The following is a 23,152-nucleotide window of genomic DNA, read 5'->3' as shown; positions in this document are numbered from 1 at the left end:
CGCTCAAGTCTTGCGTAGCCGTAAAGGTGTCGTGGATATTGTTACGGCAATAACAACATCTTTCCGGAGGTGCCTGTGCGCATCGTCATCGCCGGAGCGGGCATCGGCGGACTGACCGCCGCGCTCAGCCTGCACGCCGCGGGGTTCGAGGACGTGACCGTGCACGAGGCCGCCTCCGAGATCCGTCCGCTGGGCGTCGGGATCAACATCCTCCCTCATGCCGTGCGGGAGCTGACCGAGCTGGGACTGGCCGGCCGCCTGGCGGAGATCGGCGTGGCCACGGCCGAGCTGGCCTACTTCAACCGCTACGGCACGCCGATCTGGTCCGAACCCCGGGGACTGGCCGCGGGCTACGCCTGGCCGCAGTATTCCGTCCACCGCGGGACGCTGCAGATGCTCCTGCTGGAGGCGGTGGTCGAGCGGCTGGGCCCGGACGCCGTACGGACCGGCAGCCGGATCACCGGCCCCGGCGACGAGGACCTGCTGATCGGCGCGGACGGGATCCACTCGGCCGTGCGGGCCCACCTGTACCCCGGCGAGGGCCCGCCGCCGTGGAACGGCCTGGTCCTGTGGCGGGGGGTCACCTACGGCGAGCCGTTCCTGACCGGCCGATCCATGATCATGGCCGGCGACGGCACGCAGAAGTTCGTCGCCTATCCGATCGAGACCGGCGAGCGCACACTCATCAACTGGATCGCGGAGCGGCCCCTGGACGGCGAGGCCGCCGACCGGGGGGACTGGAACCGCCCCGCCGACCTGGCCCAGATCGGCAGGCACTTCGCCGGCTGGCGCTTCGACTGGCTCGACGTGCCGGGAATCATCGCCGGGGCCGAGACCGCGTACGAGTACCCGATGGTGGACCGCGACCCACTCCCCCGCTGGACCTTCGGCGACGTCACGCTCCTCGGCGACGCGGCGCACGCCATGTACCCGATCGGCTCCAACGGGGCCTCCCAGGCGATCATCGACGCCCGGGTGCTGGCGTGGGCCCTCGCCCGGGGAGACCTGGCGGACTACGAGGAGACGCGCCGCCCGGCCACGACGGCGCTGCAGTTGTCCAACCGCGAGATGGGCCCGGAGGTCGTCATGAAGCTGGCTCACGAACGCGCGCCCGGCGGGTTCGACGACGTCGAGCAGGTCATCCCCCACGGGGAACGGGCGGAGATCGCCGCGTCCTACAAGCGCACGGCCGGCTTCGACCCCGCCTCACTCAGCGAACGCCCCTCCTGGAGCGTCGATCGGAGTGCCGCATCGTGAACCCGCGACCCGTGGACCTGCCACCCGTGGACCTGCCACCCGTGAACCTGCCACCCGTGAATCTGGAACCGCTCGCCACGTTCCGCGTGGATCTCGACCCCATGCTCGACCTCGGCGACTCGCAGTGGGGCCACCGCCGTGTGGTCAACATCGTGGGCGGCGCGTTCGACGGTCCCCGCCTGTCGGGCACCGTGCTGCCCGGCGGGGCCGACTGGCAGGTCGTGCACGCCGACGGCATGATCAGCATCGACACGCGCTACACGCTGCGCACCCACGACGGCGCGCACGTCTACATCACCACCAGCGGAGTCCGGCACGGCTCCCCCGAGGTGCTCGGCCGCCTCGCGCGGGGCGAGGACGTGGACCCGGCGGAGTACTACTTCCGGCTGTTCTGCCGCTTCGAGACGGGCGACGATCGGTATCTCTGGCTCAACCGCACCCTCGCGGTGGCCTCGGCCGCCCGCGTGGCCACCGCCGTACGCTACGACGCCTATGCCCTGACCTGATCCGACTTGATTCTGGGGAGCCCGCATGCCGAAGCTCGACCGCCCCCCGCTTCCGGTAAGCGTCGAGCACGATGTTCCGATGCCGATGCGGGACGGCACCATCCTGCGGGGCACCGTCCACCGGCCGGCCGGCGGCGGCCGGTTCCCGGCCCTGCTCATGCGCACGCCGTACGGCGAGGACTCGTTCCGGACGGCGCCGGTGACACCCGCGCTGCGGGCCGGGTTCGCGGTGGTGCTGCAGCACTGCCGGGGGCGCGGAAGCAGCGACGGCGAGTTCCGGCCGTGGGCGGACGAGGGCGCGGACGGCCACGACACGATCGCCTGGATCACCGCGCAGCCCTGGTCGAACGGCGAGGTCGTGATGAGCGGCATGTCCTACCTCGCCGGATGCGCGCTGCAGGCGGCGGTGACGCGCCCGCCCGGGCTCAAGGCCGTCGTCGCCTCGATGACGCCGCACGACTTCCACGACGGCCTCAAGTATCACGGCGGCGCGTTCGCGCTGGGCTCGGCCCTGAACTGGGGCGCCTTTCAGACCATGCTCGGCCTGCTGCACGCCGCCGAGGCGGGCGAGGATACCGGCGCGGGGCTCGCCGCGGTTCTTCCCGTGCTGGGCGGCCAGGACACAGCGGCACGCACCCTGCCGGTCGGCGACATCCCGGGCATTCCCTGGTGGCGCGACTGGACCTCGCACGTGGAACGCGACGCCTACTGGGAGGAACTGGCCGAGACCCTGCGCCACGACCGCGTCGCGGTGCCCGTCATGCACGTGGCGGGCTGGTTCGACCTGTTCCTCGGCGGAACGCTGGAGAACCACCGCCGCCTGGGCGGCCCCCTGGTCATCGGCCCCTGGTCCCACCTCGCGCCGGGCGCCGCGGGCACCGGACGGCTGTTCTTCGGCGGCGCCGCCTCCGCCCAGGCGATCGGGCTGGAGCAACGGGAGCTCGCGTTCCTGAAGGGCGAGGACACCGGCCCCGCCGTGAAGATCTTCGTGATGGGCGACGACGTCTGGCGGGACGAGGAGGCCTGGCCGCTGGAGCGCGCCGTCGGCACCCCTTACTTCCTGCACACCGGCGGCCTGCTCTCCCCCGAGCCTTCCTCGGCGTCCCAGCCGGCGACCTTCACCTTCGACCCGCGCGACCCGGTCCCGACCGTCGGCGGCCCGACCCTGCTGCCGGACCCCACCAATGTCGGCCCGCAGGACCAGCGCGACGTGGAACGGCGGCCCGACGTGCTCTGCTACTCGACCGAGGTGCTCACTTTCGACGTCGAGGTGACGGGCCCGGTGTCGGTGGCCCTGCACGCCGAGACCTCGGCCGCCTCGACGGACTGGACGGCCAAGCTCGTGGACGTCTATCCGGACGGCCGGGCGATGAGCGTGATCGACGGCATCGTCCGCGTCACCGAGTCGTCCGGGATTTTCACCATCGACCTGGTCGCCACCAGCCAGGTCTTCAAGGCCGGCCACCGCATCCGGGTGGAGGTCTCCAGCTCGAACTTCCCCCGATTCGACCGCAACACCGGCACCGGCCGGATCGGCGCGGCCGAGGCGGACCTCGTCGTCCAGCGTCAGAAGGTCTTCCCCGACTCGTACGTCACGCTGCCGATCGTCCCCCGCTGACCCGGTCGGTCACTCATCCCCGGCCGCGACCTCCCGGCCGCCCACCCAGTGGTAGCGGACGATCCCGTCCTCCGTCTCTACGGGCTTGCCCCGGAGATCCGATACCGTGCCGATCGTGACCGCGTACCTGTTGATCCTCGGGGAGCGGGAGGCCGTCGCCTGGGTGCTGCGCGAGTCCCGGATGGCCTTCCCGCCGACCAGTCGCAGCGAGGTGAACCGGCTCAAGGTGGGGGACGATCTCTTCGTCCTGACCACCCGTGGCTGCTGGCACAACCCGACCCGTGACCGGACGAGGATCATCGGCATGGCCGAGGTCGCCTCGCCTGTGGTCGCCTACGAGAAGCCGGTCACGATAGCGGGCCGGGATTTCACCCGTGGGTGCGACATCGGCCTGCGGTCGCTCACGCCGTACCTCACCGGGGTCGAGCTGGGGCCCCTCGTTCCCCGGCTGGATGCCTTCCCCGACATCAAGTCCTGGTCCATCCGCCTCCGGCGGCCCCTGCTTGAGCTGAGCGCATCCGACGCCGCCGTGCTCGAAGTCGAACTCGGCGGCGTCGCCCGCGAACCGGCCTCGGTTATCCCGGTGTACCTGTCCTCGATTCGACCTGTGCGGCAAACGCCTGCTCGCGCCTGACTCCGCTACGCCGTGGCACTCTGGCGGAGTTGATCACGTATAGGCACAATGACCTTTGTGAAGGCGTACGTCGGGGTGACTGACGCGGGTTGGTACCGCTTTCTGGCCGGACGTCCGGACTTGAGCGAGGTCAACTTCTGGCGGCCGTCCAGCGGGCGGGAGTTCCGTGCGATCGACCACGGCGAGCCGTTCTTCTTCAAGACCCACCACCCGCACAACCGCGTGGTCGGCGGCGGCTTCTTCAGCGGGTTCGCACCTCTCAGGGTCTCCGAGGCGTGGGAGTTCTTCGCCGAGGGCAACGGCGTACTGCACCTGACGGAACTGCGCCGGCAGGTCGGGAAATACCGCAGTCAGCCGATGGCATCAGACGAGGATCCGGTCATCGGCTGCGTCATCATCCGCGACGTCTTCTTCTATCCCGAGGATCGTGTCGCCGGGCCGCCGCCGGACTTCGCATCCAACATCGTCCAAGGCAAGAGCTACAACCTGGCCACCCACCCGGCCGCCGGCTACTTCTATGACCTGCTGAACCGGGCAGGGATCGGCGGGAACGTCGACCTGTCCGAGTCGTGGCACCGCGACGGGCCGGTCTTCGGCGATCCTCGGTTGGCCCCGCGCAGGCTCGGTCAGCGGGCTTTCCAGGCTGTGGTCCTGCACGCGTACGACCGGCGATGCGCGATCACCGGCGACCGGATCAGGCCGGTCCTGCAGGCGGCGCACATCCGTCCGGTGACAGCGGGTGGCGAGCATCGGCTGGACAACGGGCTCCTGCTCCGCTCGGACGTGCACACGCTCTTCGACCGCGGCTATCTGGCGGTCGACCCCAGGCACCGATTACTGGTCAGCCCACGCCTGCGCGAGGAGTTCGGCAACGGCGAGGAGTTCTACCGCCGGGCCGGTCAGGAGATAACCGTTCCCGACCGCCCTCGCGACCGACCGAACCGCGAGGCCCTCGAATGGCATCTCGACGAGGTCTTCCTCGACGCGTAGGCCGTACATGAGGCGGCCTTATGCGTTCAGGCCGCCGTCGATGCGAACCGCCGTGGGACGACGTACATCGCAGAGCCTTCCGGCAGCCATGTCACCGGTGGTCAGTGTCAGAGCTTCTCGTCGAGGAGTGCGTCCGAGGACTCGATCGTGGCGGCCGCCGCGATCCAGGCGTTCAGCTGATCGAAGTCACGGCACACGAGGATCTTGTCCTTCAACTCGTCGCGCACCTGTATGTCCCGGGCGTCCAGGACTATCACGACGGCCTCTGCCATGGCCTCGGCCTTGCCTTCTGCCTGTGCCTCGGCTCTGCCCTCGGTTCTGCCCTTGGCGAAGTTCTCGCGGGCCCAGTCGCTGAGGTACTCGTAGGTCTTGGTGTTCACATGCTTCTCCAAGTGGTCCAGATCTTTCCGGGCAGCGCCGCACGCACCATGTCCTTCGGGCAAGGCGACCACGCCGGCCGGCCCCGGTACTGCGCGTACGAGCGGAAGTGCGCGATCATGGGCTTCCTCCGCGCGCATGCAATGAAGGCAGGCTCACTCGAGGGCCGTGGGTGCGAACCGCCAGGGGACGACATCCATAGCGGAGCCTTTCGCCTGCGGACTCGAGGAGCAGCCCGGCGGCATTCTGTGACGCCCCCGCAGTGGGGACCACGTCACGGGACGGCGTCAGGAGATGTCATCGAGCAACGCGTCAGAGGAGTCGACCGTGGCGGCTGCTCGTAGCCAGGCAGCCAGCCGGTCGAGGTCATGACATTTCCGGATCTTTTCGGAAATGTCCTCGGGTAGCTCGATGCCCCGGGCTGACAGAACCGTCAAGATTGCCTCGGCCTGCCCCTCCGCCTTGCCCTCGGCCTTTCCTTCCGCCTTGCCCTCGACCTTGCCCTTGGCGATGTTGTCGCGGGCCCAGTCACTCAGGTACTCGTAGGTCTCGGTCTTCAAGTGCCTCTCCAAGTGATCCCAGATCTCCCCGGGCAGCGCCGCACGCACCATGTCAGCGTACATACCCGCCTGGTCGCGGTCGAGATTGTGCAACGCCGTGAGCAGGGCTTCGAGGATCTCCGGCCCCTGAGGCGTGTCGGCATGATGGATCATCGACAGTACGGCGAGTTCGAGGTCCTCCGCCACCTGGCCAGGGTCGGTGATCACCGGAACCTCGGCTGGTCCGACGACGAGCGGGGTCAGCACCATACCGGGGTGACCCAGCCCGATGGGGCGGGCGCACCAACGGGCGATCGACGCATCGGGCGCGATAACCAAGAGCATGACCGGACATTTCAACCGGCTACGCAGACTGCTGAGGTAGAGCGGCCACGACCAGAGCTTGTCCGAATCACGGTCGCGCTGGACTTCCACGATCACAGCCAGGACGGGTTCGGGCTCGTCGTCGGTGCTCTTACGACGGAATGCTATGACCGAGTCGGCGCGACGTTCGGTGGGTGTGACCTCAGTGAGATCGGCCGATTCGAGGCCCGCGTAGTCGTAGTCGGGCAACTGGACTCTGAGGGAGCGCGTGAGCAAGTCGGCGGCGAGGTCGGGTCGTTCGCAGAACAGACGGACGAGGGCTTCGTGTTCGGCTAGTGCCACTGCGTGACCGTATCCACGCCAAGACGGATGACAGCCGCACAGTTACCAGTCGTAATTGATTCGTTACCCTGTGCTATAACCGTCCCTCGTGGCCCTGCCGCGAGGTTTTTCTTCGGCTCGCGAGGCGGGAGCGGGTCCCTCGGTTGCCTGCCGCAGCAATCGGGGACGGGGGTGAAAACTGTTTGCGCGGGGCGGTTCTCCGGCCGGACGGGTGAGGAGGGCTCGGAAGCTAATATCGCCAGCAGGCCCTTACGGGCCTACCTGGAATTGAACCAGGTGAGAAGGAAGCCCCCGAATGGCCTCACCCGCCGGAGCGCAAGGAAAGCGGAAGAGCTGCAACCAGACCGGCGCCCGTACGGGCAGACCGGTTCCAAAAGAGTAAGAAGGAAGCCCTCCCATGGCCTTGCGCTGGGAAAGATTATCAGGCTGGGATCAACTCGTGCAGCGTGGCGGGCGTGTAGACCCGCGCCCCTTCCGGGAGGTCGGCAGGCGCCTCCAGCCCGATGTACGTGAGGTGCCCGCCCGTTGAGGACGCGGAGGACTTGGCCCGGAGCAGGCCGACCAGGTAACCGACGCTGAGGTAGTGGCGCTCCACGATCGAGCGTACGAGCAGCGACGCGGTGACCCGGTTGCCCTCCACCTGGTTGAACGCCGGATAGCCCGACAGGTAGAGGTGCAACCACTTCACCCGCCACGCGCCGTCGTCCCCGCGGAGGAAGACGAGCGGGAGCGCGACGCGGCCGGATCCGCGCAGGTCGGACTTCATCCGGACCGTACGCGGTTCGAACGGCCTGCCCTCCTGGGCGGCGTCCCTGGTCATATAGCCGAAGAACGCCTCGGCGGCCTCCTCGAACGGCTCCCCCGCGTAGATGTGGACCTGGGGGATGATGATGGGCTTGGTGGCGTGGGACAGACGCACGTCGATGAACTCCGAGGCGCCGTCGGGGGCCTCGGTGAGGTCACCCGAGTAGGTCGCGAACTCGTTGGCGTAGGACGTCCACGAGATGTTGGTCGGGTTGTCATAGCCGGCGTCGAGCATGAGCGCGGACAGGTCGTAGTCGGTGCGCCGCTCGGCCTGTCGCCAGTGCACGAAGAATCGGAGCAGCTCACCGTCCACGGGCGACAACGAGCCGCGGGGCAGCATCCCGAGCCCCGGCGCGACCGCCTTGCCCGACAGGGGCAGCGCCACGTCGAGGACGGCTGGGTCGACGATCAGCTCGCCGAGGTCGGGCAGACGGCGGCCGATCTCCTCGTCCAGGATCGCGAGCGTCCGGCTGAGGGTCTCCTCATCAAGCGGGGCACGGGTGTCAGGTGTGGTCCACGCTCTGCCGGACCGGTTGGTGAAGACCCGGTTCACGGGAGCGAACCGGTTCTGCAGGTGCTCCCGCAAAGACAGCAGCACGCGGCCGGAGGCACGGGCGACCGACCTCTCCGCCGCCTCCAGCACGGCAGAGCCGTCACCCGCCCGCAGCAGATGATCGAGGCGGCGCAGCAGTGCGCCGGGTGTGTGCTCCAGCAGCGAGACGGCCTCGTCGGTACGTCCCGCGGCCAGCGCGGCCTCGACCCGGCCGCCGAAGCTCGCCGCCTCGCGCACTCCCCTGGCCACGTCGAAGACCTGAGCCGCCCGAGGAAACTGCGGGTACTCGTGGGGGTGCAGCCGCTCGCCGAGCCGCTTCCACTGCTCCCGGTGGCGAAGCACGTCCCCGTGCTTCGCGGCCGGGACGGCGTCCAGGGCGGCCAGCAGGATGCGGCGTTCGGCGCGGCGGAAGGAGCGCAGGCGGGTGGGGGTGGACAGGGTCACATCGCCATCGGAGCAGAGCGCGGCCAGCCGGAGCACATCCGTCACGGTGTCGACGAGCAGGGGCTGCCGGGCGGCCAGCCGCACCTCGTTGACGACGGCCCGGTTCTCGCGTACGGGGACGTGCTCGGGCCGGTCGTCGGCCCCGAAGTCGGCCCCCAAGTCGGCCCCGAAGTCGGCGCAGAAGGCGGCCAGCGCGCGCAGAGCGGCCAGGTCCTCGGCGGCGAGCGGGATCTCGGAGCCGGCCAGCGAGAGGTAGAGCTCCCGCGCTTCGTCTCGCAGGCTTCCACCCAGCTCAAGCACGGTCACCCGGTCTTTGGCCAGGGGGATCAGCTCGGCGTGCGCGGCCAGCAGATCGGCGTAGGTGTGCTGGTAGCCGCCGTATCGCGGCAGGTCCAGCAGGTTGAGGGTGCCCGGCTGGAGCCGGGTGGCGGCGACCGGATCGAGCACGGCCTCGCGCAACAGCCCCGCCCAGAACTCCAGGGTGTCCGGCACGTTCTTCGGGAAGTCGACGAAGTAGGCGTTGTGTTCGACGTGGTCGCCGACCAGGCGGCGCACCGCGGCCAGAACGCGTACGCCGAGGTCGATCACCTGCTCGCCGGGCAGCCGGGTCAGGCGGCCGAGCAGCGCCGGTGAGCACGTGAAGCCGACGCTGAGCAGCGCCGCGTCGAGCTGCCGGGCAGCCACCCCACCCCAACCCGGCGTGTCGTCCCCAGCGTCGTCGACCGGAACACGCAGACGCCGGGCAATGATGAGATCTTCCACGCAGGAACGATATCGGGCGGATATCCGCAAGTCGCCACTGAAATACGCGGCCTGCCTATGCCCCCTCCAATGGCGATTCCCGCCCAGAACGGCCGTCTCTCAGTCGCCGCTCCACCCGATGAAGTGCGGCGGGACGTGATCCACCAGCCAGACGCCGTTGGCGCTCACCCGGAAGTGATGTCCGGCGGCGTGCATCGCCGCCGCGTCCACCACGAGCACGACCGGCTCACCCCTGCGCGCGCCCACGCGGGTGGCGGTCTCCCGGTCCGGCGACAGGTGGACGTGATGGCGTGCCATCGGCCGCAGCCCCTCCCCGCGGATCGCCTCCACATTCCGGGCGACCGTGCCGTGATAGAGGATCGGGGGCGGCTCGACCACCGGCAGGTCGAGGTCGACGGGCACCGAGTGCCCCTGACTGGCCCGGATCCGATCGTCCTCGATCACGTACCGCCGCTTGTCGTTGCCGGCGACCGCCTGCTCCAGTTCGGCACGCGAGATCGGGAACCCGTGCGAGGCCGCCGCCGTCAGCAGCGCGTCGATGTCCACCCAGCCGTGCGCGTCGAGTTCGATGCCGATGCGCTCGGGCTGGTGCCGCAGGTGCTTGGCCAGGTATTTCGAGACCCGCACCAACCGCCGCTCGTCCATGTTCCTCCAGCGCCCGCTGCCCTGCCGTTGAGCCGGCTCGGTCCGAAAGTGAGCCCCATAAGCGTCAAGATCATCATATGGTCTTCCGCACCCCGGCCCGTCAGGGACAGCCGATAGGCTTCGGACCCTATGGATAGCTCGATCTTGGAAAAGGTCCGCGAGCTCCGCGGACAGGGCCACTCTCCCAAGCAGATCGCCCGCGCCCTGGGCATGGCGCCGGCGGCGGTCGCACCGTACGTCAGGGCGGTGGCCGAGCAGACGGGCGGGCAGGCCGCCGAGCCCGAACTCGCGGGGTGCTGGATCAACGTCGGCTGGGGCGAGGGACTCGGCGTGCCGGGCACGACCGGCTGGGCGGACGACGCCCCGGCCGGCCAGGAGACCGCGGGCACGGTGAGCGTGGTGGTGGCGCGCAAGCACGGCTGGGACAAGCTGTCGGTCTGCGCCTACCTCGTCGACGTCTACTGCCTGGGCGTCAAGCACGCCCTCGGCCCCGACGTGATGAGCGAGGTGGAGCTGCACCGCTTCCTCCCCAAGTGGTTCAGGATCTATTCGCACGGCTGGCGTGAGGCGCCGCTCGACCTGGTCCGGCACCTCGTCTTCGGCGCGGTCGACTACGCGCGTGATCTCGGCTTCGAACCGGCACCGGACTTCGCCGGGACGGCCGGACACCTCGGCACGTGGGAGGAGAAGTCGGCGGTCACCTTCGGCAAGGACGGCAAGCCCTTCTACATCGCAGGCCCGCACGACGACGTCAGGCACGTGGTGAAGACCCTGGAGCGCAGGGTCGGGCCGCCGCCCAACTTCGACTTCGTCGCGCACGTACCCGACTCGCCGATCTCGCTGGGCGGCCACCGGCTCACCCCCTGACGCCGGGGTACGGCATCGGCGGGTCAGACGAGGCGTCGTTCACGGAGACTTCCGATGAGTCCGGCGAGACAGCACGCTCGCTCATGGGCGGCCCGGGGGGCTCGCTCACCTGTGCGCGAACAGACGGTCCGCCGGAGGTCCGGACGTGCCAGACTGCCAGGCATGGCAGTCTCGGGCCGATCAGTGGTCATCGACATCCGGACGCGCCGGGCCGGCAAGGAGCGCGACCCGGCGATCCCCGAGGGCCCGGACCCGTTGCTGCGCACGGTGTACGGGGAGATCCTCCGCGACGAGCGGCTGGACCAGGACCGCACGCTCGACGACGTGGCACGTGCGGTGGGCATGTCGAAGCAGTATCTGTCGGAGGTCGAGCGCGGCCGCAAGGAGCCGTCGTCGGAGATGCTGCATTCGGTGTGCGACGCCCTCGGGTTGCCGATCGAGCACCTGCTCACCCGTGCCGTCCGGCGGATCACGGCCTCCAGGCGGATCGCGACGCGCGGATCGGCCGGTACGCCACGGGTGCAGCTGCTGGCGGCGTGAGGGCTACGGCTACTAGCGGGTCATGATCAGCTCGTCGGCCAGGCCGTACTCGACGGCCTCGCGAGCGCCGAAGATGCGGTCCCGGTCGGTGTCCTCGCGCAGCCGGGCGACGTCCACCCCGGTGTGAAGGCTGAGGATCTCCTCGGTCTGCGCGCGCACGCGCATCACCTCGGCCGCCTGCAGGGTCAGGTCGGAGATCGTGCCCTGCCCCTGCGTGGACGGCTGGTGCAGCAGCACGCGGGAGTGGCCGAGCATGAACCGCCGTCCGGGGGCGCCGGCGGCGAACAGCACCGCGGCGGCGGAGGCCGCCTGGCCCATGCAGTACGTCGCGACCTTCGCCCGGATGAACTGCATGGTGTCGTAGATCGCGAGCATCGCGGTCGAGGAGCCGCCCGGGGAGTTGATGTACAGGTTGATCTCCTGGTCCGGGCTCTCCGCCTCCAGGTGCAGCAACTGTGCCATCACGACGTTGGCGACGCCGTCGTCGATCTCCGTGCCGAGGAAGACGATGCGCTCGTTGAGCAGCCGGCTGAAGATGTCGAACGACCGCTCCCCCACGGGGGTCTTCTCGACCACGTACGGGATCGTGTACTGGCTCATGACGAGAACCCCATCCGGTTGGGAACGGCGTACGGCGCGATGTTGTGGAAGGAGTCGACGATCGTGTCGATCATCCCGTAGTCGCGGGCCTCCTCCGGGGTGAACCAGCGGTCCCGGTCGCTGTCGGCGGCGATCTCCTCGATCGTGCGTCCCGTCTCCGCGGCGAGGATCTCCTCGGACTGCCGCTTCATGTACTTGAGGTTCTCGGCCTGGATCGAGATGTCGATCGCCGTGCCGCCGATGCCCGCCGACGGCTGGTGCATCATGATCCGGCTGTGCGCGAGGCTGATCCGCTTGCCGTGGGTGCCGGACGCCAGCAGCACCTGGCCCATGCTCGCCGCCATCCCCAGCGCGACGGTGACCACGTCGTTCGGCACCAGCTTCATCGTGTCGTAGATCGCCAAGCCGGCCAGCACCGACCCTCCCGGCGAATTGATGTAGAGGATGATGTCGCGTTCGGGATCCGCCGAGGCCAGCAGCACCATTTCGGCGCACGCCCGCTCGGCCATCTCGTCGTCGACCTCTCCGGTCAGCAACAGGGTCCGCTGCTGGAACAGCTTCTCGTTCAGCCGATCCCGGTAACTCGTACTCGGTGAAACACTCATGGCGCAGTTGTATCCGCGATAACCCCGTGACCTGTCGATATGTCTGCTGAGGGCAGACCGGTGGTGCGTCGTGACGAGAAGAGTCGCCGCTCGGCGGCAGGCGCCCGGCGACCGTAGTGGCGCGTCATCGGCCGGTCCCCCGCGCCGGGTTGGCGACGCGATGAGCGGGCGGCCGCCGTTCGATGTGCCCGGCCCGCCTGACGACCGCGCCGCCGCTGATCGCGGCTAGCCCACGTTTGTGGGGTTGTCTCACCCATCTCCTACCAGCACATACTCGTCATACACCGCATTCCCGTCAGACAGAGAGGTGAAGGCATGGCCTTCGATCCGAGGGAAGCTCTGCGTGAAGCCGGCATCCTGAACAGCCCGCTGGCCGCCGAAGTCGAGGAGGCGTTCGCCACCTTGACCCGGGAGGAAGTCGACCTGCTCATCTCGCTCAAGGACAAGCTCCCCGACGCGCTGCCCGGTGTGCTGGCGCACGCCGGTGCCGGCGGCGAGTGGTCCCGGCCCGAGGTCGAGGCCCACACCTATGTGGCGCCCGTCGAGGGCAAGTGCCTGTGCGGGGCCTGGTCGGGCTCCGGGTCCGGAGCAGAGTAGTCAGAACGGTTCGCGGGTGCGGCTCCTGCCGCGCGTCACCCACAAAATTTGGGGCCGCACCTGCGGCTGGGAGCGTAAAGGGGAATGATGCCTGGGAAACTCGCCCGGAACCGCTCGTTGATCGACGTACCGGCAGACCTGACCTACTTCGTGCACGACGGGAAGTACCTGGTCGTCAACCCGCAGGTGGGCGGCCGGTACGTCCTCGACGCACGCGAGTTCGCCATCCTGGCGGCCCTGGCCCGTCCCCGGGCGGGCGGGGAGCCGCCCCCCCTCGACGAGACCGACGAGACCGATCGGACCCTCGCCAAGCTCATCCTGAACTGCATCGTCTACTACAACGGGAACCGTCCGAAGCTCAGCATCAGGGAGCCGGCGCTCCGCCAGGTGTATTACGCGATCACCGACGGCTGCAACCTCCGCTGTCCGTACTGCTACGCCTCCTCCGAGAAATGCCTCCCCGGGGAGCTCACCACCGAAGAATCGCTCGACCTGGTCTCCCAGGTAGCCGCCTTCGGTGCCAAGACCATGATCTTCACCGGCGGCGAGCCCATGCTCCGCAAGGACCTGTTCCGGATCGTGGAGCACGCCAACGACAGCGGGCTGACGTCGAACATCATCACCAACGCCACGATGATCAGGAAGCCCGCCCAGGCAAAGCGGTTCGCCGAGCTGTTCGGCATGGTCACGGTGAGCGTCGACGGCGGCACGGCCGAGACCCACGACCGCACCCGCGGCGCCGGCTCCTTCGCCCGGACCTACCACGCCCTGCGGCTGCTCAACGACGCCGGCGTGGTGCCGCGGATCAACCACATCGTCACCTCCGAGAACGTCGAGGAGCTGGAGGACTTCGCCAAGTTCGCCGAGGGGCTCGAGGTCCACAGCATCCGGCTGATGTACCACAACGACCTGGGCCGGGGCGAGACCGACGAGTACGACTTCGGCTGGGACGACCACATGCGGATCCAGCAGATCACCTGGACGTCTCCAGCCGCCGGCAAGCTGTTGCCGGACGGCCCGAGGCCGCTGACGCCCTGCTCGGTGAAGGCCAACTGCGGGATGGGCGGCAACGAGATCTACATCAACTCGCTGGGCGACGTCTACCCGTGCAAGCTCGTCACCGGACGGTCGCACCACGCGGGCAACATACGGCGGCAGCAGCTGTCGGAGATCTTCGGCGGGCCGCTCCTGCGTGGGATGCGCACCAGCACCGTGCTCGACGGCGACTACCACGCCGACTGCGCGAAGTGCTACATCAAGGCGTCCTGCGGCGGCGGATGCCGGGCCGCGCACATGGCGGAGTCCGGGGACCTGCGGCGCAACAGCCGCCACCAGTGCCGGATCCTGCGGCACGGCATCGCCACCCAGCTGTGGCTGGAGGCCGGTATCGCCCCGTCGGAGCTCGCCGCCGACGACCGCGCGATGACGACGCCCCGCCTGGTCGCCAACGGCGACGTCCATCCCGTCTTCGACGACTGGAAGACCTATGTTCGCCCCTCGCGCGACACCGTCAGGGTCGGCGAGTTGCTTCCCATCACGCCGGTATAGAGGAGGTCAGTGTGTCACTGCGGATCAGCGAAGCCGTGATCTGGCAGGAGACCGGGGAGGGCATCTCGCTCTACCACACCGAGACGGGCGACTTCCACAGCCTGAACGACACCGGCTCCAGGATTTGGAGACTGGTGGCGAGCGACGGCGAACGGGAGCCGGTCATGTTCAAGCTGTCCCGCGACTTCGCGGGCAGCAACTCCGCGATGAGCAGGCGCATCGTGACCGACGTCGAGGAGTTCATCGGCGCGATGATCGAGCAGGGCCTCATCGAGGAGGTCCCTGCCGAGGAGCCCGCGGTCAAGGAAGAGTCGCTGTCGTGACGCGTCCGCCGGCGGCGTGTCAGCCGGCACCGCGTTCGCCGGCTGCGTCCCCATCGGCACCGCTTCCGCCCGGCCTCACCCGATGAGCAGGGCGGTCGTCCTCGGCGGTGGCCTCGCGGGAGTGCTCGCCGCCGCGGTGCTCGCCGGGCACGCGGACGAGGTGGTCCTGGTCGAAGGCGACCGCTACCCGTCCGGTCCGCGTCCGCGGCGGGGGTTGCCCCAGTCGCACCACAGTCACGTGCTCGTGGCCGGTGGCGCGCGGGCGCTGGACGCGTTGCTGCCCGGGACGGTCGACGCCCTCCTCGCGAACGGCGCGCACCTGCGCGGCCTGCCCGGCGACGCCCTCATCTTCTCCGCCGACGGCTGGTTCCGCCGTCTGCGCACCGACGCGCACCTGATCTCCTGCACCCGCGGACTGCTGGACCAGGTGGTGCGGCGGCGCGCGCTCGGCGGCGGCGGCGTCGAGGTCTGGGAGGACACGCGGGCGCTCGGGCTCACCGGAGACGAGGCCCGCATCACCGGAGTCTCGGTCAGCCGGCGGGGCGCCCCGCCCGAGACCGTACGCGCGGACCTCGTCGTCGACGCGACGGGACGCCGGTCGCACGCACCCCGGTGGCTCGCCGGGGTCGGCGCCGGGGACATCGAGGAGGTGTCGGTCGCCACCGGACTTGCCTACGCGACGCGCCTCTACCAGGCGCCCGGCGACCTGGCCGCCGCGATCCCGGCGATCATGCTGCATCCGGGGACGGCGAAGGGACAGCCGGCTCGGGGGGCGACGTTGTTCCCCGTCGAGGACGGCCGATGGATCGTCACGCTGACCGGCACCCGGGGCGGCGAGCCGCCGACGGACGAGCAGGGCTTCACGGCCTTCGCGCGCTCGCTGCGCCACCCGATCGTGGCGGACCTCATGGCGGAGGCCACCCCCCTCGGCGCCGTCCGGCCGTACCGCGACACCGTCAACAGGAGGCGGTTCTTCGAGCGGGCGCGCCTGCCCGCCGGTTTCGCCGTCGTCGGCGACGCCGCCGTCGCGGTGAATCCCATCCACTCGCACGGGATGTCGGTCGCCGCGCTGGGCGCGCTCAGGCTGCGCGACGAACTCGCGCGGCACGGAATCGGGCCGTCCCTGTTCGCCGGGCTCCAGGCCGCCCTCGCGGCGGAGGCGGAGCGGTCCTGGCGGATGGCGATCGAGCAGGACGGGCAGCGGGTCACAGCGCGCGTCACAGCGCGAATCGGGGAGCGGGCCGGAGAGCAGGCCGCAGAACGGGCCGGGGAGCAGGGCGCTGAGCGGGCCGGGGAGCAGGTCACAGAACGGGTCACTGAGCGGGCCGGCGGCGACAATGTGCCGCGACGGGAGCCCAACGCGTTCGAACGCGAGATCCGCACCCGCCTGGCCCAGGCGAAGCTGAGCAGCCCGCGCCTCGCCGCCGCGTTCTTCGGCGTCCAGACGTTGATCTGCGACGACACCGCGACGGACAGGTCGGAGATCGCCCGGGTGCTGACCGGGCGGCCGGAGCCACTGCTCACCGGCGAGGAGGCGATCGGGCAGCACCCGGCCCTGGCCGCGTGGCTGCGCTCACGGTTCGCCGCCGCGACCGGCTGAAACCCCTGGATCCCACACGCACGCCGGGACCCCGCGAACGCGGCCACGGCCAGACGTTGATCTCGGGTGCGCGGGCGGCTCCGGCTCACCCTGCGGAGCCGTACGCCCGGAGGAACGCCCGCACTCCGGCTGCGGTCAGCCGGTCCGCCTCCTCCTGCGGGAGCGGGCTGAGGCCCCAGTAGGACCGTTGCGTGATCTCGGTCGAGATCAACGCCATGAAATGGACGGTGGCCTGGGCCGGGTCGCCGTGGACGTCGATCAGACCGCGGTCGGCCAACGCGGCCATGGCGGCGGTCACCTCGCGGCCCACGGCGCGCGGTCCGGCCTCCTGCCAGGCTTCCAGGACCTCGGGCGGGATGTGCCCGGCTTCGGCGTAGATGTGCCGCACCAGTGAGAAGTGGTCGCGGAAGTCGGCCATCAGGCCGACCCAGGCGCGGGCCAGGACGAGCAGGTCGCGTTCGAGGTCGTCGGGATGCGGCGGGCGCTCCGGATCCAGGTATCTGCGCAGCTGAGCGAGCTGTTCGTCCCTGACGCGCTCCGAGCTCCACTGCATGACGGAGCGGAACAGCTCCTCCTTCCCGCCCGGAAAGTGGTTGTAGATGGTTCGTGTCGAGGCGCCGGCCTCGGTGGCGATCGTGTCGATGCTGGCCCGGGAGTAGCCGTCCCGTCCGAAGACCTCGCACGCGGCCTGCACGATCGCTGTCGCCTTGTCCGCCCGGCTCCGCCGCGGCCGGGTGGTCGTTGTCTCGCCCTTGGCGCCCGTGCTGGTCATCCCTTGTCCCTCACATGCCGATCGAGGTCTATTACAACCAACGTTTTACTTTTTACAATGCTCGTTGTACGTTACCCGATGTGCTGCGAATCGTGGCAACGCAACGAGAGAACCAGGAGACCACGATGCCTGGCCACCCACCTCCGAACGACTCCGCGCTCCGGGTCGCCGTCATCATCGGAAGCGCCCGCGGCGGCCGCACCGGCCTGTCGGTCACCGAATGGTTCACCAACCATGTGGGCCACCGCACCGACATCGAGCTTGACGTGGTCGACATCGCCGACCTGGACCTTCCCGTGTCGATGCCCGGGTGGGACGGCCTTCCCGCCCCCGCCCCGGAAACTCAGGCCGCTCTCGCCGACGTCAGCCCACGCCTGGCTGCCGCCGAGGCGTTCGTCGTCGTCACGCCCGAGTACAACCACAGCTTTCCGGCCTCCTTGAAAAACCTCATCGATTGGCACTACACGCAATGGCAGGCCAAGCCGATCGGCTTCGTCTCCTACGGCGGGCTGGGGGGCGGGCTGCGTGCCGTCGAGCAGCTTCGCCAGGTCTTCGCCGAGCTGCACGCCATGACTGTGCGTGACACCGTCAGCCTGCACGGGCCCTGGTCACGGCTCGGCGATGACGGGAGGCCGCTGGATGCGGCGGTGTGCGAGAGCGCCGCGAAGAACATGGTCGACCAGCTGTTGTGGTGGGGCCGCGCGCTGCGCACCGCTCGCGCCGAGCATCCGTACGGCAAGTGACGGGCGATGAGCACCGTCACCGGACCGGCACGAACCGCCGGACCCCCGGCCGCTCTCGCCCGTACCCTCGTGGTCGTAGTCATCGGCTCGATCATGGCCGTGCTCGACGTGACCATCGTCAACGTCGCTCTCCATCCGCTGGCGACGGTGTTCGACGCGCCACTCGCCACCGTGCAGTGGGTGGCGACCGGCTACACGCTCGCTCTTTGCGCCGTGATCCCGGTGGCCGCCTGGGCTATGGGCCGTTTCGGCGCCAAGCGCACCTACCTCACCGCCTTGGCCCTGTTCACCGGCGGCTCCGCGGTGGCCGCGCTGTCGTCCGGCATCGAGACACTGGTGCTGTTCCGGGTGGTGCAGGGGCTCGGCGGCGGCCTGCTGGTGCCGGTCGGCATGGCGATGGTCATCCGCGCCGCGGACCGGGAGCACATGGGCAGGGCGATGGCCGTGCTGGGTGTTCCGGTCCTGATCGGTCCGGTGAGCGGGCCGATACTGGGCGGCTGGTTGATCGACGCCGCTTCCTGGCACTGGATCTTCCTGGTCAACCTGCCTGTCGGCGCGGTGGCGCTCGTACTCGCGGCGCGGCTGCTGCCAAGCGACGAGACGCGGCCGGCGCGCCGGCTGGATGTGCCGGGCCTGCTGATGCTGTCGCCGGGCCTGGCCCTGCTGATCTACGGCCTGACCGCCGGCGGCGCGCACGGCGACTTCACGCTGCAGGGCGCGCTGCCGCCCATCGTCGCGGGACTGCTGTTGATCGCCGGATTCGTCGCGCGCGGCCTGACCACCCGTCACCCGCTCCTGCAGTTGCGCCTGTTCCGCGACCGTACCTTCGCCGCCGGCATCGCGACGATGGTGCTGTTCCCCGCCGGCTACTTCGGCTCGATGCTGCTGACGCCGATGTACTACCAGACGACACGAGGACTCACCGCGACCGAGTCCGGCCTGCTGGGCGTTCCGCTGGCCGTCGCCGTCGGCACCTCGATGCAGATCGCCACGCGGCGGATCGACCGGGTGTCTCCCCGGCTGATGGTCGTCTCCGGCATCGTGGTCGCCGCACTCGGGCTGTCCCTGTTCGGCCTTCAACTCGGACTCGGCACGCCCTACTGGCGGCTGTGCGCGGCGATGCTGGTGATGGGCGCCGGTGTCGGCATGGTGATGATGCCGGTCAACACGACGGCGACCCGCACGCTGGCCCCCGATGACGTTCCCTCAGGAAGCACCACGATCAACATCGTCTCTCAGATCGGCACATCCATCGGAACCGCGCTGATGTCGGTGGTCCTCGCCTCGCACATGGCCGACGCCGCGAGCCAGAGGCAGCAGGCCGCCGCGTTCCAGCACACCTACTGGTGGGCGGTGACGTTGCTGGCCCTGGCGAGCATACCCGCGCTGTTCCTGCCACGCCGACGGCGTTCCCCTGGCCCGTCGACCGCGGCGCCGGTGACCGCGACCGCGATCCGCACCCGTTGATCCCGAGCAGGCACGGCGCCGGTTGCAGGCCGGTCACCGGACAGCACGCTCCGGGACCCGCACGCGTACGGCGAATCCGGCGTGGCCGGCCGCTCTTTCCAGAAAGGCGCATCATCCGTGTACGCAGTCAGGCTCCACGAGTTCGGGCCCGCCGAGAACCTTCGATACGAGCAGGTCGCTGCACCGGTGCCCGGCAGGGGGCAGGTCCGCATCGACGTGCAGGCCAGCGGCGTGCACGTCATCGAGACGACGCTGCGGGCCGGTCGCGGCGTGGGGCCGCACAGTGCTCCCGAACTACCTGTCGTTCTGGGGGGTGAGGTCGCGGGTGTCGTGAGCGCGCTGGGCCCGGACGTCGACGGGAGCTGGTTGGGCCGCCGGGTCGTCGGCACGCTCGAGTCGTACGGCGGCTACGCCGAACAGGCGGTGACGACGATCGACGCCCTTCACCACATCCCCGACCACCTGACCGCGGAAACCGCGGTGGCGGTGATCACCACGGGCACGACGACGCTCGGGATCCTCGACAGCTCAAACGCCAAGCCCGGCGACGTCGCGCTGGTCACCTCGGCGGCCGGTGGCATCGGCGCTCTGCTCGTGCAGGCCCTACGCCACCAGGGTGTGATCGTCGTCGGCGTGGCCGGCGGGCGGGAAAAGGTTCGGCTGGCCAGGTCCCTGGGCGCCGACATCGCGGTCGACTACCGCGACCCGCACTGGCCGGACGCGGTGCGCGACGCCCTCAAGGACAGAGGAGTCGGCATCGTGTTCGACGGCGTCGGAGGAACCGCGGGCCGGCAGGCGTTCGACCTGCTCGCCCCCGGCGGCAGATTTCTCCTGCACGGCTGGTCCTCCGGGGCCGCCACCCGCATCACCACCGACGACATCATCGAGCACGCCTGCACCGTCACCTGGGCGATCGGCCCGCAGATGCTGGAACGCGCCGGCACCATCAACGCGCTGCAGGACCGCGCGATCCGCGCAGCCGCCGACGGCGTACTCCACCCACTGATAACCCGCTATCCCCTCGGCCGCGCCGGTGACGCGCACGCCGACCTGGAAAACCGCCGCACGACGGGCAAGATCGTCCTTGTCCCTTAGCCCGATCGACGTCCCGCCCCGCGGTCGACCGCGGCACCCCCCGTGGCCGGCGGTGGCCGGCGCCGTACGCGGGAGCTGCCCGGGACGCCACGGCCCCAACGGGAACGGGCCCCAGACCGGTTTCGACACTCAGGCCGACTCCGACACTCAGACCGGCTTCGACACGAGGACCCGGATCTCCGAGCCTCCCAGCGGCGGCGTGACCTCGGCCAGCTCGAAGCCCGCCGCGGCGAACAGGTCCCGGAACTCGGTCATGCCGCGCTCCCGGCCACCGGTGTAGACGAGCATGGCGATGTCGCTCATGACGGCCCCTGCCGCCTCCGGCGTGCCGAGACCGGACGGCATCACCGGCTCCAGCACGAGCAGGCGGCCGTCCGCCGCGATCGACCTGCGGCAACCACGCAGAAGAGCGATGCAGCGCCGGTCGTCCCAGTCGTGCAGGACACCCTTCACCAGCATGACGTCGCCCTCGGGCACCGCCTCGAAGAAGTCGCCTGCCTCGATGGAGCACCGGTCGGACAGTCCCGCCCGCCGGAGCTCCTCGGCGGCGCCCGCAATCCCCTCGGCGGTGTCGAACAGGATTCCCTTGATGCCCGGGGTGGCGGCCAGCACCGCGGCCAGCAGCGAGCCGTTCCCGCCGCCGACGTCGACCACGGTGTGGGCGCCGCTGAAGTCGTACGCCCTGGGGAGCGCGGGCGCGATCCGTTCGGTGCCTTCGCGCATCGCTGTGTTGAACACCGCCGACAGCTCCGGGTGGCGGGCGAGGTGGTCGAACAGCGGCCTGCCGTGCACGTGGTCCCACGCCACCTCACCGGTCCTGACGCTGTGGGTCAGCGCCCCCCACGCCCGCCAGGTGTCGGGGTCGCCGAGCAGCAGGAGGCTGGAGCGCATCGACCACGGGTGGTCGGCGCGCAGCGGCTGCCCCTGCTCGGTCAGTGTGAAGCACCCGGGCTCCCCCTCCTCCGCGACGCCCAGCACCACCAGCGCGCGCAGCAGCCGGCCCAGCGCGTGCGGGTCCGACCCGGTGGTCTCCGCGAGCCGCGTCACCGGTACGTCCCCCTGCGCCAGCAGCTCCGGCACGCCGAGCCGGACGGCCGCGTAGAGGATCTGCGAGGACGCGTAGCCGAAGGCCATCCGGGACAGGTTCGCGTATCCCGCGAGGCCTCGCGGTCGGTCACTCATGGGCCGGCTCCTTTCGGCGGCTGACAGGTGTCCGGTGAGCGCGTAACCGCAGGGGCAGGCGGCGTACGCCGTGCAGGAACAGGTCGGGCGTCCACTCGAGGTCGGCGGGGTCGGCCGCCAGGGCGATCTCGGGGAAGCCGCGCAGCAGCGCGCCGATCGCGGCCGCGGCCTGCATCCGCGCCAGTGCCGCGCCGAGGCAGAAGTGGGCGCCGTGGCCGAAGCCCAGATGGCGGTTCGGGCTGCGGCCGATGTCGAAGACGTCCGGCCGGGGAAAGGCGGCCGGGTCGCGGTTGGCCGCCAGCAGCACCGGGACCACGATGTCCCCATGAGGGATCACTCTGCCGCCGATCTCCACGTCGGCGAGGGCGTACAGCGGCCGGGAGTGCCCGACCGGGCCGTTGTACCGCAGCGCCTCCTCGACCATCGAGCCGATCAGCTCGGGGCGCGCACGCAGCCGCTCCAGCTCGCGGGGGTGCCGCAGCAGCTCCAGCACGCCGTTCCCGATCAGGTTGACCGTCGTCTCGTCCCCGGCGAGCAGCAGCTGGAACACGCTGGAGATCAGTTCCATGCGGCCGATCGCGCCCGCCCGTTCCGCCTCGGCGAGCCGGGACAGCAGGTCCTCCCCCGGGTGCGCCCGCCGCTCGTCGATCCTCTCGCCGGCGTACGCCATGAACTCCATGCCGGCGCGGCGCACCCGGAACGGGTCCCCGCTGCCCACGATCTCGTCGCTCCACCCGCGCAGCCGGGCGCGGTCCTCGAAGGGCAGGCCGAGCAGCTCGGCGACGACCAGGATCGGCAGCGGCAGCGCCAGGTCCCGGATCAGGTCGGCCTCGCCTCCGGCGGCCGCCATGCCGTCCACCAGCTCACCGGCGACCCGCTGGACGTGCCGCTCCAGCACGGCCACCGTACGGGTGCCGAAGGCCGGCGCCATCAGCCGGCGTATGCGCGTGTGGTCGGGCGGGTCGAGATGGAACACGTTGCGCCGCAGCATGGCCAGCGGGTCACGGCTCTCCGCCCGGCGGTGCGGCGCGGCGAGTTCGGGCGGCAGCCGGTCGAGCTGCCGCCCGACGTCCGGATCGAGCAGCACCCGCTGCACGTCGGCGTACCGCGTCAGGTACCACAGCACCCGGCCGCTGACCGGGCTCACGTACCGGTAGACCGGCGCGTGCTCGCGCATGCGGTGGAGCAGCGGGTGGGGGTTCGGACGATGCCGCGCGGCCGCCGGGTCGAACGGCTGCTCGATCGTGGTCGCGGTCATGACCCTCTCCTCACGGGGCGCGCCGACGGTTCCGGCCATGGCCGTCCGCCGGGGCCGGCCCGGCCGGCGTCAGCGGCTCCCGTGCTCATGGTCGTGCCCTGCTCATCAGGCACGCGGCCCTGCTCATGAGGCGCGTTGCCCTGCTCATGAGGCGCGCGG

23 protein-coding genes are annotated in these 23,152 nt (G+C 70.2%); 14 read left to right on the top strand and 9 right to left on the bottom strand.

The window, feature by feature from the left end; genetic code table 11:
• Positions 1–69 precede the first annotated feature (69 nt).
• The 5 genes from ACGFIB_RS17700 (at position 70) to ACGFIB_RS17680 (ending at position 5,005) form a co-directional block, all read left to right on the top strand.
• Complete coding sequence (locus ACGFIB_RS17700) at positions 70–1,257, top strand: flavin-dependent oxidoreductase (protein ID WP_393372984.1); 1,188 nt, start codon at positions 70–72, stop codon at positions 1,255–1,257.
• Between the two features lie 56 nt (positions 1,258–1,313).
• On the top strand, positions 1,314–1,763 hold the full coding sequence (locus ACGFIB_RS17695; RefSeq protein ID WP_393372981.1) for a DUF3237 domain-containing protein: 450 nt from the start codon (positions 1,314–1,316) through the stop codon (positions 1,761–1,763).
• A gap of 25 nt (positions 1,764–1,788) precedes the next feature.
• Positions 1,789–3,381: a CocE/NonD family hydrolase gene (locus tag ACGFIB_RS17690; RefSeq protein WP_393372978.1), complete on the top strand. Its 1,593-nt coding sequence runs from the start codon at positions 1,789–1,791 to the stop codon at positions 3,379–3,381.
• 115 nt (positions 3,382–3,496) lie between these two features.
• Entirely contained in the window at positions 3,497–4,015 is a 519-nt protein-coding gene (locus ACGFIB_RS17685; RefSeq protein WP_357247013.1) for a hypothetical protein, read from the top strand.
• A gap of 120 nt (positions 4,016–4,135) precedes the next feature.
• Positions 4,136–5,005, top strand: a complete 870-nt coding sequence (locus tag ACGFIB_RS17680) for an HNH endonuclease (RefSeq protein ID WP_393372974.1) — start codon at positions 4,136–4,138, stop codon at positions 5,003–5,005.
• 107 nt (positions 5,006–5,112) lie between these two features.
• Here the strand turns inward: ACGFIB_RS17680 and ACGFIB_RS17675 are convergent, their stop codons facing one another.
• The 4 genes from ACGFIB_RS17675 to ACGFIB_RS17660 all read right to left on the bottom strand — a co-directional run bounded on the left by ACGFIB_RS17675 (position 5,113) and on the right by ACGFIB_RS17660 (position 9,796).
• A complete protein-coding gene (locus ACGFIB_RS17675; protein ID WP_393372971.1) occupies positions 5,113–5,385 on the bottom strand; it encodes a hypothetical protein in 273 nt (90 codons plus the stop codon).
• A 285-nt stretch (positions 5,386–5,670) separates the two neighbouring features.
• Positions 5,671–6,588: a hypothetical protein gene (locus tag ACGFIB_RS17670; protein WP_393372968.1), complete on the bottom strand. Its 918-nt coding sequence runs from the start codon at positions 6,586–6,588 to the stop codon at positions 5,671–5,673.
• Between the two features lie 421 nt (positions 6,589–7,009).
• A complete protein-coding gene (locus ACGFIB_RS17665; RefSeq protein ID WP_393372966.1) occupies positions 7,010–9,151 on the bottom strand; it encodes a TerD family protein in 2,142 nt (713 codons plus the stop codon).
• A 99-nt stretch (positions 9,152–9,250) separates the two neighbouring features.
• Complete coding sequence (locus tag ACGFIB_RS17660) at positions 9,251–9,796, bottom strand: RNA 2'-phosphotransferase (RefSeq protein WP_393372964.1); 546 nt, start codon at positions 9,794–9,796, stop codon at positions 9,251–9,253.
• 129 nt (positions 9,797–9,925) lie between these two features.
• Between ACGFIB_RS17660 and ACGFIB_RS17655 the strand changes: the two genes are divergently transcribed.
• Both ACGFIB_RS17655 and ACGFIB_RS17650 read left to right on the top strand, forming a co-directional pair.
• Positions 9,926–10,663: a helix-turn-helix domain-containing protein gene (locus ACGFIB_RS17655; protein WP_393372961.1), complete on the top strand. Its 738-nt coding sequence runs from the start codon at positions 9,926–9,928 to the stop codon at positions 10,661–10,663.
• Positions 10,664–10,825: 162 nt separating this feature from the next.
• On the top strand, positions 10,826–11,203 hold the full coding sequence (locus ACGFIB_RS17650) for a helix-turn-helix domain-containing protein (RefSeq protein ID WP_357262133.1): 378 nt from the start codon (positions 10,826–10,828) through the stop codon (positions 11,201–11,203).
• A 12-nt stretch (positions 11,204–11,215) separates the two neighbouring features.
• On the opposite strand, the gene ACGFIB_RS17645 is transcribed toward ACGFIB_RS17650, so the two are convergent.
• Both ACGFIB_RS17645 and ACGFIB_RS17640 read right to left on the bottom strand, forming a co-directional pair.
• A complete protein-coding gene (locus tag ACGFIB_RS17645) occupies positions 11,216–11,803 on the bottom strand; it encodes a ClpP family protease (protein ID WP_142574114.1) in 588 nt (195 codons plus the stop codon).
• Entirely contained in the window at positions 11,800–12,408 is a 609-nt protein-coding gene (locus ACGFIB_RS17640) for a ClpP family protease (protein WP_357246991.1), read from the bottom strand. Before ACGFIB_RS17640 ends, ACGFIB_RS17645 begins: the two co-directional genes overlap by 4 nt.
• Before the next feature lie 315 nt (positions 12,409–12,723).
• On the opposite strand from ACGFIB_RS17640, the gene ACGFIB_RS17635 reads away from it, so the two are divergent.
• The 4 genes from ACGFIB_RS17635 to ACGFIB_RS17620 all read left to right on the top strand — a co-directional run bounded on the left by ACGFIB_RS17635 (position 12,724) and on the right by ACGFIB_RS17620 (position 16,476).
• Positions 12,724–13,005: a StsA-related sactipeptide RiPP gene (locus ACGFIB_RS17635; protein WP_142574110.1), complete on the top strand. Its 282-nt coding sequence runs from the start codon at positions 12,724–12,726 to the stop codon at positions 13,003–13,005.
• Between the two features lie 84 nt (positions 13,006–13,089).
• The gene (gene stsB, locus ACGFIB_RS17630) at positions 13,090–14,553 is read left to right on the top strand and encodes a StsB family radical SAM/SPASM domain sactipeptide maturase (RefSeq protein WP_341874023.1); all 1,464 of its coding nucleotides are present in this window, start codon (positions 13,090–13,092) and stop codon (positions 14,551–14,553) included.
• An 11-nt stretch (positions 14,554–14,564) separates the two neighbouring features.
• On the top strand, positions 14,565–14,876 hold the full coding sequence (locus ACGFIB_RS17625) for a PqqD family protein (RefSeq protein WP_167748383.1): 312 nt from the start codon (positions 14,565–14,567) through the stop codon (positions 14,874–14,876).
• Positions 14,877–14,958: 82 nt separating this feature from the next.
• Positions 14,959–16,476 (top strand): NAD(P)/FAD-dependent oxidoreductase, encoded by a 1,518-nt coding sequence (locus tag ACGFIB_RS17620; protein ID WP_393372956.1) that lies wholly within the window; start codon positions 14,959–14,961, stop codon positions 16,474–16,476.
• Between the two features lie 85 nt (positions 16,477–16,561).
• Here ACGFIB_RS17620 and ACGFIB_RS17615 read toward each other — a convergent pair whose 3' ends face one another.
• Positions 16,562–17,248 (bottom strand): TetR/AcrR family transcriptional regulator, encoded by a 687-nt coding sequence (locus ACGFIB_RS17615; protein WP_393372953.1) that lies wholly within the window; start codon positions 17,246–17,248, stop codon positions 16,562–16,564.
• Positions 17,249–17,262: 14 nt separating this feature from the next.
• On the opposite strand from ACGFIB_RS17615, the gene ACGFIB_RS17610 reads away from it, so the two are divergent.
• The 3 genes from ACGFIB_RS17610 to ACGFIB_RS17600 all read left to right on the top strand — a co-directional run bounded on the left by ACGFIB_RS17610 (position 17,263) and on the right by ACGFIB_RS17600 (position 20,553).
• Positions 17,263–17,991, top strand: a complete 729-nt coding sequence (locus ACGFIB_RS17610) for an NADPH-dependent FMN reductase (RefSeq protein WP_393372950.1) — start codon at positions 17,263–17,265, stop codon at positions 17,989–17,991.
• A 6-nt stretch (positions 17,992–17,997) separates the two neighbouring features.
• Positions 17,998–19,458 carry a DHA2 family efflux MFS transporter permease subunit gene (locus tag ACGFIB_RS17605; RefSeq protein ID WP_393372947.1) on the top strand — a complete coding sequence of 487 codons (1,461 nt, stop codon included), beginning with the start codon at positions 17,998–18,000 and terminating at the stop codon, positions 19,456–19,458.
• Positions 19,459–19,575: 117 nt separating this feature from the next.
• Positions 19,576–20,553 (top strand): zinc-binding dehydrogenase, encoded by a 978-nt coding sequence (locus tag ACGFIB_RS17600; RefSeq protein ID WP_393372944.1) that lies wholly within the window; start codon positions 19,576–19,578, stop codon positions 20,551–20,553.
• Positions 20,554–20,700: 147 nt separating this feature from the next.
• Here the strand turns inward: ACGFIB_RS17600 and ACGFIB_RS17595 are convergent, their stop codons facing one another.
• Both ACGFIB_RS17595 and ACGFIB_RS17590 read right to left on the bottom strand, forming a co-directional pair.
• On the bottom strand, positions 20,701–21,735 hold the full coding sequence (locus ACGFIB_RS17595; protein ID WP_357246969.1) for a methyltransferase: 1,035 nt from the start codon (positions 21,733–21,735) through the stop codon (positions 20,701–20,703).
• Positions 21,728–22,993 carry a cytochrome P450 family protein gene (locus ACGFIB_RS17590; protein ID WP_393372941.1) on the bottom strand — a complete coding sequence of 422 codons (1,266 nt, stop codon included), beginning with the start codon at positions 22,991–22,993 and terminating at the stop codon, positions 21,728–21,730. The genes ACGFIB_RS17595 and ACGFIB_RS17590 overlap by 8 nt, the downstream gene beginning before the upstream one ends.
• Positions 22,994–23,152 lie beyond the last annotated feature (159 nt).

Source organism: Microbispora bryophytorum (assembly GCF_043197435.1).
Lineage (GTDB): Bacteria > Actinomycetota > Actinomycetes > Streptosporangiales > Streptosporangiaceae > Microbispora > Microbispora bryophytorum.
The sequence above is the reverse complement of the archived record's forward strand: the minus strand, read 5'-3'. Positions and strand labels throughout refer to the sequence as shown.

What these genes read in the sequence shown, in the direction of transcription:
- ACGFIB_RS17690 (WP_393372978.1), top strand. Translation starts at nt 1,789, where the DNA reads ATGCCGAAGCTCGACCGCCCCCCGCTTCCGGTAAGCGTCGAGCACGAT.
- ACGFIB_RS17660 (WP_393372964.1), bottom strand. Translation starts at nt 9,796, where the DNA reads ATGGACGAGCGGCGGTTGGTGCGGGTCTCGAAATACCTGGCCAAGCAC.
- ACGFIB_RS17655 (WP_393372961.1), top strand. Translation starts at nt 9,926, where the DNA reads ATGGATAGCTCGATCTTGGAAAAGGTCCGCGAGCTCCGCGGACAGGGC.
- ACGFIB_RS17650 (WP_357262133.1), top strand. Translation starts at nt 10,826, where the DNA reads ATGGCAGTCTCGGGCCGATCAGTGGTCATCGACATCCGGACGCGCCGG.
- ACGFIB_RS17645 (WP_142574114.1), bottom strand. Translation starts at nt 11,803, where the DNA reads ATGAGCCAGTACACGATCCCGTACGTGGTCGAGAAGACCCCCGTGGGG.
- ACGFIB_RS17640 (WP_357246991.1), bottom strand. Translation starts at nt 12,408, where the DNA reads ATGAGTGTTTCACCGAGTACGAGTTACCGGGATCGGCTGAACGAGAAG.
- ACGFIB_RS17635 (WP_142574110.1), top strand. Translation starts at nt 12,724, where the DNA reads ATGGCCTTCGATCCGAGGGAAGCTCTGCGTGAAGCCGGCATCCTGAAC.
- stsB (WP_341874023.1), top strand. Translation starts at nt 13,090, where the DNA reads ATGATGCCTGGGAAACTCGCCCGGAACCGCTCGTTGATCGACGTACCG.
- ACGFIB_RS17620 (WP_393372956.1), top strand. Translation starts at nt 14,959, where the DNA reads ATGAGCAGGGCGGTCGTCCTCGGCGGTGGCCTCGCGGGAGTGCTCGCC.
- ACGFIB_RS17615 (WP_393372953.1), bottom strand. Translation starts at nt 17,248, where the DNA reads ATGACCAGCACGGGCGCCAAGGGCGAGACAACGACCACCCGGCCGCGG.
- ACGFIB_RS17610 (WP_393372950.1), top strand. Translation starts at nt 17,263, where the DNA reads ATGCCGATCGAGGTCTATTACAACCAACGTTTTACTTTTTACAATGCT.
- ACGFIB_RS17605 (WP_393372947.1), top strand. Translation starts at nt 17,998, where the DNA reads ATGAGCACCGTCACCGGACCGGCACGAACCGCCGGACCCCCGGCCGCT.
- ACGFIB_RS17595 (WP_357246969.1), bottom strand. Translation starts at nt 21,735, where the DNA reads ATGAGTGACCGACCGCGAGGCCTCGCGGGATACGCGAACCTGTCCCGG.
- ACGFIB_RS17590 (WP_393372941.1), bottom strand. Translation starts at nt 22,993, where the DNA reads ATGACCGCGACCACGATCGAGCAGCCGTTCGACCCGGCGGCCGCGCGG.